The organism is Sphingobacterium phlebotomi (assembly GCF_008180195.1).
Taxonomy (GTDB): Bacteria; Bacteroidota; Bacteroidia; order Sphingobacteriales; family Sphingobacteriaceae; genus Sphingobacterium; species Sphingobacterium phlebotomi.
In genome coordinates this window covers 64,368-76,452 of the sequence record NZ_VTAV01000013.1, presented here as the reverse complement: position 1 = coordinate 76,452, position 12,085 = coordinate 64,368, and the positions used below count along the sequence as shown (strand labels likewise).

The 12,085-nt window shown below is 42.4% G+C and carries 9 protein-coding genes and 2 tRNA genes; 3 read left to right on the top strand and 8 right to left on the bottom strand.

Translation table 11 applies throughout. The annotated features are described in order from the left end of the window. Positions 1 to 6: 6 nt before the first annotated feature. Positions 7 to 693 (bottom strand): arylesterase, encoded by a 687-nt coding sequence (locus tag FXV77_RS16270; protein ID WP_148920298.1) that lies wholly within the window; start codon positions 691 to 693, stop codon positions 7 to 9. A 291-nt stretch (positions 694 to 984) separates the two neighbouring features. Between FXV77_RS16270 and FXV77_RS16265 the strand changes: the two genes are divergently transcribed. Both FXV77_RS16265 and FXV77_RS16260 read left to right on the top strand, forming a co-directional pair. Then, positions 985 to 1,058 (top strand) — tRNA-Asn (locus FXV77_RS16265). A 268-nt stretch (positions 1,059 to 1,326) separates the two neighbouring features. Beyond that, a tRNA-Asn gene (locus tag FXV77_RS16260) sits at positions 1,327 to 1,400 on the top strand. 112 nt (positions 1,401 to 1,512) lie between these two features. Here FXV77_RS16260 and FXV77_RS16255 read toward each other — a convergent pair. Next, entirely contained in the window at positions 1,513 to 1,962 is a 450-nt protein-coding gene (locus tag FXV77_RS16255; protein ID WP_148920297.1) for a hypothetical protein, read from the bottom strand. 213 nt (positions 1,963 to 2,175) lie between these two features. Between FXV77_RS16255 and FXV77_RS16250 the strand changes: the two genes are divergently transcribed. Further along, a complete protein-coding gene (locus tag FXV77_RS16250) occupies positions 2,176 to 4,212 on the top strand; it encodes a heavy metal translocating P-type ATPase (protein WP_148920296.1) in 2,037 nt (678 codons plus the stop codon). Here FXV77_RS16250 and FXV77_RS16245 read toward each other — a convergent pair. From FXV77_RS16245 to FXV77_RS16220, 6 genes are read right to left on the bottom strand one after another with little or no spacing between them, the layout of a single operon-like run. Continuing rightward, a complete protein-coding gene (locus FXV77_RS16245; protein ID WP_148920295.1) occupies positions 4,209 to 5,729 on the bottom strand; it encodes an AMP-binding protein in 1,521 nt (506 codons plus the stop codon). The two genes, FXV77_RS16250 and FXV77_RS16245, sit on opposite strands and share 4 nt — an antisense overlap. Continuing rightward, positions 5,713 to 6,684 (bottom strand): hypothetical protein, encoded by a 972-nt coding sequence (locus tag FXV77_RS16240; RefSeq protein WP_148920294.1) that lies wholly within the window; start codon positions 6,682 to 6,684, stop codon positions 5,713 to 5,715. The genes FXV77_RS16245 and FXV77_RS16240 overlap by 17 nt, the downstream gene beginning before the upstream one ends. Beyond that, positions 6,681 to 7,361 carry a diacylglycerol/polyprenol kinase family protein gene (locus tag FXV77_RS16235; protein ID WP_148920293.1) on the bottom strand — a complete coding sequence of 227 codons (681 nt, stop codon included), beginning with the start codon at positions 7,359 to 7,361 and terminating at the stop codon, positions 6,681 to 6,683. The genes FXV77_RS16240 and FXV77_RS16235 overlap by 4 nt, the downstream gene beginning before the upstream one ends. Then, the gene (locus FXV77_RS16230; RefSeq protein ID WP_148920292.1) at positions 7,361 to 8,446 is read right to left on the bottom strand and encodes a DUF3419 family protein; all 1,086 of its coding nucleotides are present in this window, start codon (positions 8,444 to 8,446) and stop codon (positions 7,361 to 7,363) included. The genes FXV77_RS16235 and FXV77_RS16230 overlap by 1 nt, the downstream gene beginning before the upstream one ends. Further along, a complete protein-coding gene (locus FXV77_RS16225; RefSeq protein WP_148920291.1) occupies positions 8,439 to 11,075 on the bottom strand; it encodes a PEP/pyruvate-binding domain-containing protein in 2,637 nt (878 codons plus the stop codon). The genes FXV77_RS16230 and FXV77_RS16225 overlap by 8 nt, the downstream gene beginning before the upstream one ends. 30 nt (positions 11,076 to 11,105) lie before the next feature. Then, positions 11,106 to 12,068, bottom strand: a complete 963-nt coding sequence (locus tag FXV77_RS16220; RefSeq protein WP_148920290.1) for a UbiA family prenyltransferase — start codon at positions 12,066 to 12,068, stop codon at positions 11,106 to 11,108. Between the last annotated feature and the right edge of the window lie 17 nt (positions 12,069 to 12,085).

Genomic DNA, 12,085 nt, shown 5'->3' with positions numbered 1-12,085 from the left:
TTATTTTTAGAGTAAAGGTTCTAGAACAGCCCAAACATTATATGCCAAAATTTTTTGTCCTTCGGCAGTCGGGTGCACGGCATCTGTTTGATTTAAGTTTCCTATACCGGCTACATTATCTAGCAGAAAAGGTACCAGGGCCATATCATATTGTTTCGCTAAGCGAGGAAATAGAGCCTCGAATTCGTTAAAGTATTCCTGTCCCATACTAGGAGGTACCTTCATTCCGGCAAGTACTAATTTACAGTCGGGGTTTGCTTCCAACACTTTTTCCACAATATCGCTTAGATTTTCATAGGTGGAGACTGTAGATACTCCTCGTAATCCGTCGTTGGCACCGAGTTCCAATATAAATATATCGACAGGTTGTTGTAATAGCCAATCTATACGTTCTTTTCCTCCAGCACTTGTTTCTCCACTCAGCCCTGCGTTGATACAATGGTAGGGTAGACCTAAAGAGTCTATCTTTGCCTGTATAAGTGCAGGGAACGCTTCCTGCGGATCATCTAAACCATAACCAGCTGTCAAGCTATTGCCGAAAAAAAGAATGTTTTGAATAACTTCTTTTTTGGCGGGGACTTCCGCTTCATTTTTATCTTTTTTGTTTTCGGCGGTGTGTGATGTTCCATTATTACAGGATAACAGTAAAAGGCCAAAAAATAAACAGAAATAACATTTTAAGATATGAATCATAACACTAATTTTTCTTTGTCCCCGCTATATGAGGAGTTAAAATAGGAAATTATTATAAGAAAAACGATATTTTGTCATTATCCGCATTATGAAAAAGCAAACAGTAATAAGAACTGGACACATTTTTATGTCGGTTTTATGCGCCGAAATTTAAAGTATTGGCTTACAAATTGTTTGCATTTTTGCTTCAAATTTGCCCCAAAACAAGTTTGTAGATTTAAAAAAAATAATTAACATTGCACCCGTAAATCAAGAACATTGGTTTTTAAAGTTGCTTGATAGTAAAAACATTCCTCAGTAGCTCAGCAGGTTAGAGCATCTGACTGTTAATCAGAGGGTCGCTGGTTCGAGCCCAGCCTGAGGAGCAAAGCCACGGAGAAACGCCGTGGCTTTTTTATTATTAAAAATCTTTTTTGATACAAAATGGGCTTTGTTTCAGGAAAAGATTAAGTACACCTTCGTTTGACTGATCTGATTCTATTAAATCGTGTGAAACTCTCATTTAGGTTACGCGAAAAAGCGATAATATAGATAAGAATATCTTTTTTCTAATTTTTTTTGGATATTAAAAACGAAGCTGTATCTTTGTGTCACTTTAGAAAAACGAGTGAAATCGCGGCCTAAAGTACAAATTCCTGAATAGCTCAGTTGGTTAGAGCATCTGACTGTTAATCAGAGGGTCGCTGGTTCGAGCCCAGCTTCAGGAGCTCAATAAAAAAGCTGTTTTTCGCTAAGAAAAATGGCTTTTTTGCGTTTTTGTACGTCTCGTTGTCCATAAAATCACGGAACATAATCAATAAATCATTTGCCGTATTAGCTTTATCGCTGTACATGACGTAAATGCACCGTGCATGCATCAACATGTATATGTACGTAAACACGATGAAATTCTTTCCTGTTATTTTTCCGTGCGCCGACATCACGTTGCCGTACGCCGACGTGATGTCGGCGTACGGCTTTAACGGTATACCGGGCAACGACATGGTTTCTTCGTGCGGGAAGATGGTTTTTCCGTCCGGCGAGGTGACAAAGATACTCTTCCGGCTTATTTCCCCGTTCAGGGAAGCCATTCTTCCGTGCGCCGACGTGATAAAGATGGACGGAAGTTGTGTACAGATGGACGGCAATGACATTTCCCCGTCTGCCGATACGATCCTTCCGTGCGCCGACGCGGTACTTCCGTGCGCCGATGCGGTACTTCCGTACGACGATGCGGTACTTCCGCACGACGACGCGACACTTCCGCACGACGACGCGACACTTCCGCACGACGACGCGACACTTCCGTGCGACGATGTGACACTTCCGTCTGCCGACATGATGTTTCTATCCGCCGGCATCGCATTTCCGTATGGGTTTGACATCATTTTGTGTTGCATAAACAGAGAAAAACATTCCAAACTGTTTATTTCATCCGTATGAACTTTGCAATAGTAATTGTGTAAATTAGTAAAGTATCTGAAGATCATTAAAATATTTGTAATGGCACATAAACATATATACGATGCGGAGGGCAAACAGCTTTGTTGTACACAAGAAGAAAAAATATATACGAAAGCAGACGGGGCAAATTTTATAGTGGAAGATAGTTGTTGCAGTACAAAAAAACGTCATCATGAAGAACATGATCATGGACACGATCATTCGGATAATAGCGACAGTGTTTTCAAGATGTTTATGCCAGCAGGTGTTTCCCTTGTACTGTTGCTTGCGGGTATTGCCATGGATCATTGGTTTCCACAAACATGGTTTACAGATTGGGTAAGGGTTATTTGGTATGGGGTTGCCTATATTCCTGTTGGCCTGCCGGTACTCAAAGAAGCTGTGGGGAGTATAGGAAAAGGCGATATTTTTTCAGAGTTTTTTCTCATGGGTATTGCTACGATCGGCGCATTTGCTATTGGCGAATATCCGGAAGGTGTCGCCGTCATGTTGTTTTATAGTATTGGTGAAGTATTTCAGACGATGGCTGTCTCGAAGGCAAAATCTAATATTAAATCTTTGCTTGACCAAAGACCCGATGAAGTAACGGTTTTAAGAAACAACGAACCACAAACCGTAAAAGCAGAAACCGTGGACATCGGCGCGATCATACAGCTGAAGCCCGGAGAAAAACTTGGCTTGGATGGTGAATTATTGTCAGACTCGGCATCATTCAATACGTCCGCATTAACAGGCGAAAGTAGACCGGATACGAAAAGCAAAGGAGAAACGGTTTTGGCTGGAATGATTAACTTAAATACCGTATCACAGGTAAAGGTAACAACGGCTTATACTGATAGCAAATTGAGTAAGATATTGGTATTAGTACAAAACGCATCCTCTCAGAAGGCGCCAACGGAATTGTTTATACGAAAGTTTGCCAAAATTTATACACCTATCGTGGTGTTCCTCGCCATTGGAATTACGCTCTTGCCTGCATTGTTTGTTAGTGATTATATTTTTGCGGACTGGTTATACCGGGCCTTGGTATTCCTGGTGATTTCTTGCCCCTGCGCTTTAGTCATTTCTATTCCGTTGGGTTATTTCGGTGGAATTGGAGCAGCCAGCCGGAATGGTATCTTGATAAAGGGTAGCAATTTTTTAGATACCCTTGCCCGTATCCAAAACGTGGTAATGGATAAGACCGGAACGATGACGGAGGGTGTTTTTAACGTGCAAGAAGTGAATCTTAGTTCGGAATTTGACAGCGGTGAGATGCTTCAAATGGTCAATGCTTTGGAAAGCCACAGTACACATCCTGTCGCCACGGCAATTCACCACTATGTTGGAGGTATAGATCGTTCCATTGAGCTGGTCCATATAGAAGAAATTGCAGGATATGGGTTGAAAGCGACTGTTAAGGGAAAAGACTTGTTAGTCGGTAATTTCAAACTGATGGATAAATTCGGGATCCGATACGATTTAGATGTTAACAGCATTGTTTATACGACTATTGCCGTTGCATACGATCATAAATTTGTGGGGTATATCACGATTGCAGACAATATCAAAGAGGACGCCCAATTGACGATTGATAAATTGAAGTCACTTGGCGTGAAACCAACCATGTTGAGTGGCGATAAGAATACGGTTGTACAATACGTAGCAAAAACGTTGGGAATTCGTAATGCGTTTGGAGATCTGTTACCGGAAGATAAAGTAAACAAGATAAAAGAAATCAAAGCTAAGGGCGAAAGCGTTGCGTTTGTCGGGGATGGCGTGAATGACGCACCGGTGGTGGCATTGAGTGATGTTGGGATAGCTATGGGTGGACTGGGGAGTGATGCTACTATCGAAACGGCGGATGTGGTTATTCAAGATGATAAACCGAGTAAAATTCCTATGGCGATCAACATGGGTAAACAAACAAAAAAAATCGTGTGGCAAAATATCGGATTAGCTTTCGGAGTAAAGGCCATCGTACTTATTCTCGGAGCAGGCGGACTGGCCACCATGTGGGAAGCTGTATTCGCTGATGTGGGCGTAGCACTATTGGCGATTTTGAATGCCATAAGAATACAGCGGATGACGTTCTAGATTAACTTGCTGTATTCAATCTTAGAATGATGGCGGGGATCCCGTGGCAACCGCTGGAATTTTACGGTTGTTATTTTAAACGGTAGTTTCTGAAATTCGCTTAGGATATTTTCTTTGGTTGACTGCTTATTTTCTGTTAGTTCAATAAATGCTATTATACCGTTGCCGTCGGAAAGAATCGTTCCCATTTCAACGCCGTTGATAGACTGTACGAAGTTTTCAAAAACAAAAGTAGAAAGCCAATCTTCGCCTTGCGGGATGAGCGTATTGCACCTTCCTGTGAGGAAGAGACGTCCATCTCGGATATAACCACTGTCACCGGTTCGGTGCCAGTAGACACCATCAATCAGAATCTTATTAGCCCGGAGGGCTTGTTCATTTTTATAATATTGCGTGAGGACATGCGGACCGGCAACAATGATTTCTCCCCATACGCCTTCGGGCTGTTGCATATGCGCAAACGCTTCAGAAGAAATATCGAAAAGCGATTTATCTGTAATAGGAATAATCTTTACTTGCGCTTTATGAAAAATACTCCCTACGGATAAACCTTGTTTTAGGCTGAATGTATATGTTTCGGAAGCCAATTCAGCTGCGGTTATTGAACTAATAGGCTCCGCTTCCGTAGAACCGTAGAGAACTTGTACATTTTTACCCGGGAATGCCTTATTGTACAGTTTCGCTTCTTTTAAAAATACAGGCGCGCCACCGGTAAAGATATCGTTCAATTGCGGTAATGAAATTTTATGTTCGGAAACATGTTCGGCAATACGTTTGACAAAATAAGGGGAAGCCACCAATCTGGTAACCCGATAATCCAAAAGCTGTTTTACTATTCTTCGTGGTCGGATTTTCGTTGGTTTCGATGGGTTGAAGTCGGCAATCACCGACGTTGACCCCAGTGCCAGATTGATGAGCAAGACAATGGGCAAAACCGACATATCCACGTCCGATGGTTTTGCATTGATCTCCTCTTCCAGTGCTTTAAATTGTTCGTATAAGAAACCATGTGTCCGCAGTGCCGCCTTCGGCATTCCGGTACTGCCCGTCGTAAAGGTAATAAGTGCTGCATCTTCCGATAACGTACGGCAAATTTTATCATGTTCCTCCTTGGAATAAGACAATCCTAACTTGATCGGAATTTGCCGGATACCTTTGGAAAAGAAGCGCAATAGGTGGGCTTTCCAGCTACCGACAAAAGCTTTGCAATCCGCTATTTGACAACAGGTATCCAAACGGTCGATCTTGCTCCATTGGTCTACAAAAACGACAGTCGCTCCCAGGTAAAAGAGGGCCAATACATTTCGGTAGAGATCAATGCCCATCGGTACAAACAATAAAACCCGATCGCCTTTTCGTAGCCCTTTCCGTTCAAAGTGATTTGCTGTTTTCCGAACATGCTGTGCGAGTTCTGAAAAAGTAATTTTATCACCGCTTTTATCCCGGATAGCCGTTTTGTCAGGGTACCTTGCAGCTGTATGCAAAAAAAGACCAACGATGTTAAATGGATTTTCCATAGAGCGTATAGGTTTTTAACAGATGTCCATTGTAGTGATCGGATAGGGGAGTTGCATCACCCTCGTCAATCATGAAAGCAAAAACAATTTGCTGATATGCCCCGGATATTCCTTTTTGATAAAATTCATCGACCAATACTAATCCTAAACCCCGATATAGTCGTTCTGGACTACGAGCGAGCGTTTTGATGATTAAGGTTTTGCTTGTTGGGTTCAAAAGATCATCCGTACCCAGCAAAACACCAACGATCTTACCCTCGTGTTCTGCAATTTGGACTAATTCTGGCTTCAGCACAGGTTGCAATGGTAAGTACTTTACTAAAAAAGACGATTCGCTAATGGGCGTGTATAAAAAGTTTTGTTTGAAGGATTCGTGTAAAAACGGATATAGTTTTTTCAGATCGGCTTCGTAATTATCCATATCTATTCCCCGGATGACAACTCCATCACGAAATAACCTGCTTTTTACCTGATCGGTTTTTTCATTTCGTCGTGGTGTAAGGGTGGCTATCGCCGAATAGTAATGCGCTATCGGTTGAAAGCACATTGATTTCCATTGTTTGGCATAATGAGATTGGTGTTTCATCTCCATAAAGAACAAGGGATTTTCGGGATGGTCATGAAAGCGGTAATTTTCCCAGGTTGAACCGTTCATCGGACCAATGAGGAAATCTAGACCTTTTTCCTTGGCCAGCTTTTCGACGGCCTGAAACAATTGCCGCACCGCCTCCTCGTTTTCTTGTGCCTCGTATGCACCAACCAATCCTACATTTTTATATTGATATTTTATCCCCTTATTTATATATAAAACAGCTTTTGCAAGGTAATTGTCTTGCTGTTTAACCGCAATACCTGCGTGGTAGTGATCCGTAGGAATATATTCATTTTCTTGCGATACATTTATTCGAGCAAATGTGTCGGATTGGTCCTTATCGTAAATTTCGGTGGTCATCATATTATCCATGATTGTGTCAATAACATGCTCGCTATGACTGTGAAAGGAATCGAAACATTATCATAACCGTCCCGGCTGACGGCTTCGGCAATAGTCGATAATAACGCAATAAACGCAAAAGCTAACACCTTACTCGTATTCATGTCAGATAAATAAAAGTATCGCCAGCTGAGAAAGGCAATCAAAAAGGCACCGATAAAGAAGACCAAAGACCCTGTTGCTGTTTTCGTAGCCCCGGCTATTCGATAAGAACCCCAAGGCCATTTTTTACCACACAATGCCGCCAAAGGGTCACTGATAGCGAGTATCATGATAGGAAGGTAATAATAGATGTATTGATGTCCTTGATAGCTGTACGAAAGGTAGCATCCGTAAACGGCTACCGGATAGGCTAAGCTACCTACTGATTTGCGATCGATCGCGTTGATAGATTTTAGCAGATCGAAGCGCAACGAACAAATCAGTATCACCGCAAATGAAGCGCATAATAATAGCACCCACCAATGGTTGTCGAGCAGTACAGGGAAAAGTAAGGCTAGCAGTCCTGTACCCAGATGCACCAATTTTCTTGTTAACTCGACTTTTACTTTTAAACCGTGATACAAGAACTCTCCGAGGCCGAAGAGCACCAGATAGCATCCTGCGAGGATAAGTGTATGTTTCAGGTTCGTTTCCATTACTTTTCTTCCACGATAAATTGATTGTAAAAGAAGCCGTTGTCATCCGCTGTTAGTGTTTGGGACAGTTTGCTCAAATAGCGTACTTCGGACGGAAAAATGCCGGAGATACGTCGTGGTACCATCAAATTCCAATAACCGATTCTGCCACCATCTGCCAACAGTTGTATCAGTTTTTCTGCGGTTTCCGTAAAGAGTTTTTTGTCCATGTACTCGAATATATTGGATAAATTCATGCTATGAAATCGACCATAATCCTGCGCTACCTGCTCGGCGAATCCCTGACGTATAATTAAACTATCCAAATTGCCCTTTATCTTATTATAGGACTCGGGGCGTAAATAATGCGGCAATAGCGAACCGAAATTTCCGGTTAGGTTATAACGCAGCAGCGGATTTCGCTGTGCACCGACCTTTTTTAGCTGTTTCTCGGCTTTCTTGAAGATGTAAGCGGAAACGTCTATGCCTACTTCTTTTAAGAACTGTGGATCACGTCCCCATTTCCCCATCACGAAACGACTAAAGAAGATATTGAAGAATAAACGCCAACGCCAGGTATTCCAATTTTTGTGGTAAAACTGGACTTGTTCCATTTCATCTTTTGATGCCAGCAATTGTTCGACCTGTCGTTTACGGTGAATGAAAGGCAATACGCGTTTGGCAAACAGCTGAAAATACCGTTCGAATTTTCCTTGGTGTATGATGCCTCGGGTTATCGTATCGGTATGTCGTTCCCAATATTGACGCGTATCAGTAGTTAACTCCTGTTTCAACTGTTGGAATAGTTTCAGTCTGTCTGCCCCCTCGTGAAAACCCAGAAAAATAAGTACGTCTTCATAGTCCAAAGAACGAATAGCAGCTTTTTTCAACTCTACGAGGTATAGTTGGGTCAGATTTACGTCTACGGCGATAACCAGTTCGGGATCAGTGTTAAGCAATGAAAAACTGTTGTCTCCGGCGGAAGCGATGGATAAAATTTTCGAACCGCTTTTAGGTGCCAGTCCCGGGAGCAGAATCTCCGGATCTTCCCAACAATTGGCATAACGGATAATACTAAAATCAACTTTTTTATCCAGATTACCCATGATGGTGTTTTTTTTGTTCTTCGTCCAAAATCTTGATTTCACCTGTACTCCCATCCATCTTGATCCAATCGCCTGTTTTGACACGAGACAATAATCCTGTTACGCTAACAATACAGGGAATGCCCATTTCCCGGGAAACGATCGCCGAATGGCTCAGTAGACTTCCTCGTTCCACAATAATAGCTCCTGCACTGGGGAAAAGCGTTACCCATCCGGGGTCGGTACTGGTTGTTACTAGAATATCGCCATCCAAGGAATCTATGTCGTTCGGATGGTGTACGACACGAGCTCTCGCTTTGACCTGTCCCGGACAGCAACCAATTCCTTTTAAGTCGCTTTCTGCTATTTCTATCTTGCTCTTGCTATAAAAATCGTTACTTTGGTACACAATGCCGTACGTACCGATGCGTTCGGACGGCATCGGCATCTGCTGGAAGCGCTCGTGCTCTTCTTTGCGTACGGCGACGAGTGATTTGAGGTCGGTTGTTAAACTGCGACCCTCAATATAGGCGAAAATTTCTTCTTTGCTCAAGAAGAAGATATCGCGATCAAATTCCAGTACATCTTCTTCATAGAACCGCTTACCGATATAGGTGAAAATCTCCCGCACAATCCCAAAACCTCTGGTTCGTTCATAGCGTAGGTTTTCACGTGCGCTCACCAAATCACGGGTGCGATTTAATGTTTTCTTGAAAATCCATTTTTTGAACGGCTTATGGCGTAGCGCTTTCTTCATGACGGCTTCCGCATCTGTTCGGAGCTTTTCCTCTATTTGGTTAGAAGTTTTAGCGGATGTGATTCCAGACTCGACGTATGATTTCAGTACCTGTACAAATCGAGATGGATCTTGTGTATAGGAGATGGTTTCCAACTTTAATTCCCCAACACACCGCTCTCCAAAATCTGTTAAGTATTGTTGAACCATCTGTTTTGCTTTCTTGCTTTCTGGGAGATGGTCGTATAGCAAAAACTGCCAGATATCCTCGGACGTTTCGCGGAGGAACACTTGTTTCAAATAGGGGGTATCTGAAATATAGGTTGCTATCTCGACACTGCGGTGAATCGGTTGTGTAGAGATGATATCCGAACTGCCGCATAACAGGTCGTTATGGATATTCGGATGTTTTTCTTTTGTATACTCCTCACAGCGTTTTTTGAGCAATCCAAACCATATCATCGCGAAAAAATCATTGAGTAGGGGAGCCTTCCACTGATGGAGAAGTGTTCGTTCGAAATGAAGATACAAATTCATCAATTCGTTGGCGTCCTTGGATTGAAAATCTATTCTTTTGTACTTATCGATCGTGCGGTCCAATAAATTTTTGAACGCTATCCGCTGTTTGGGTAAAGTTCTGAAATGTCTGTACATCTTAACGAGCATTTTCAAAATACGTCTCCATGCTTTTCCTTTTGGTAAGAGATAACTTTCCGGAACATCGAAACTTTCTTTGACGCCCATCATTTGCTCCATAAAACGTGCATTCAGGCTGTATCCGGGTAACATCGCCAATAAATGATACCAGGATCGTAAATTATAATATACCCGCCCATTGATGAACCCGAGCATATTCGCAAACACCCCTTGATGACGATGGATAGTCTGCTCATCCACGCCTAATATCGATACAAATATTTTGTAAGCGGTTTCGTATGATTGGCTGATAAAAGAAAAGGTTAATGGTGTGGTTACGCCAGGGTAAGATTCCACGATATTACTGTTGTCCCATACAATATATTCGCTGGTCGGATCGGGCAATTTGGAAAGTCCCGTTATCGGACGTGTCTGTAAGATATACAGGTTATCGTCCTTAACGGCGAACTCCATATCTTGATATAGCCCGAAGGATTTTCTTAGCTTCTCCAATAACTCGTCCAGTTGCCAAAGGATTTCGTCCGAAACGGCCTGGTCATTTTGATTGATTCTCGGAACGTCTATCAATACAGTTCCACCTGCACCGCTCGGGTTGAACACCATTTTCTGTTTTTTGCGAACGGTCTGCCGATCGATAAGCCTGTTGGTGATCATATAATGATCTGCTTCCAGCTCACCGGATACCAAACCTTCGCCCACGCCAAATACAGCCGATATGAGTTTCTCTTTCCGATGTCCATTTACGGGGTTCATACCAAAAGCGACTCCCGCAGCATCGGCATCAATCATTTCCTGTATGATAACGCCGATGCCCAAGCTTGGGCCCAGATGGTTTGCCTGTCGGTAAGAAAGCACACGTTCCGAAAAAACGGAACGCCAGACATCTTTTATGCTTTCCAGCACGTGTTCTTTTTTGACATATAGATAGCTTTCAAACTGTCCGGCAAAAGAATGTTGCCGTCCATCTTCGTCCAACGCGGAAGAACGTACTGCCAAATAGGTGACATCGGCGAACAATTCGTTTAATTTGGCTTGTACGACAGGAGGGAAGACGTATCGGTCGATGGCATGCAATACATCTTTTGTATGCTCGATGGAGGATACATTTTTGAAGACCTCGGCCAGAAAATCAGCGGGTAATACGGCCCATTTCGGAACATGCAGACCTAACTGACCTAATTTCAGTAGATTTTTAGCTTTGCCTCCAATCGCCGGATGTTCTATATATTGATATTGATTACCTTGAATAAAAATCATTTGTTTTTTCTTTTTTTTGAATGAGGGTTGTTATCCAAACAAGCGTTCCAACATCGGCACACCACCTAAGCTGAGATACATAGCGATTGTCCATCCTGCTGAAGTCAATTCAATTGCTTTTGCACGCTTACTTGTCATGTTGTTCATAAACAGAACAGCCGAGATACAACTCAACATAAATATAGCGGTTAAAATGATATAAGCAAGTATACCGTACCCGGCATAATAAGATGCTGCTATACTTAACAGCCATGTAACGAACAAAATAAATATCCATAATTCTGTCGCTTTTTTAGCGCCAAGCATATACGAATAGGTTTCTACACCAACCTTCTCATCGGATGGGGTTCTTATTTTTCGTCCAATTTCAAGGACGATACCATTCATGAAAGAAACAGCGAAAAAGAACAGTAATCCTCTTGGTGCATCGGCACCTGCCAGCAACCAATCCAGTCCACTGGCGTAAATATCAATCAGCGGAATAATCAGCATGTGCGAAGTCACGTACCAAAAGGGATGCTTCTTCAGCCAATCCGCCACAAAAAATTCTTTCCCCATCAAGCACAGGTAAAAAATGACGATGCCATAAATGATCAGCATCTTGGGGAAGAAAATGAGGTTGACGCTGATTTGTACTAAAAATAGCACCATACCTGTTAATCTCAGTTCTTTAAAAGAAATCAACCCACGTGGAACAGGCAATTCTTTCCGATACATCGCATCTTCTTTGGCGTCCTTGAACTCGTCAAATATCCTAACCAGTAAAAAAAGTGTGACTGTGGTAAATACGCCTACCAAAAAATGTTGCCAAGAGATGAAACCCTCCACACCTCTCGAAATTCTGGAATAAGCTATGGCCGAAAAACTAAAGGCACTAATCATAATCCCGTGTGCCAACAACGGGAAACGCTCTCGTTGATATATCCAGAAACGCTTTATGAAAGAAGCGTTGTTTTCTTCCTGATTGCTGTATTCATTTTGTTGTGTTCCCATAATATGTTGTAGGGGCG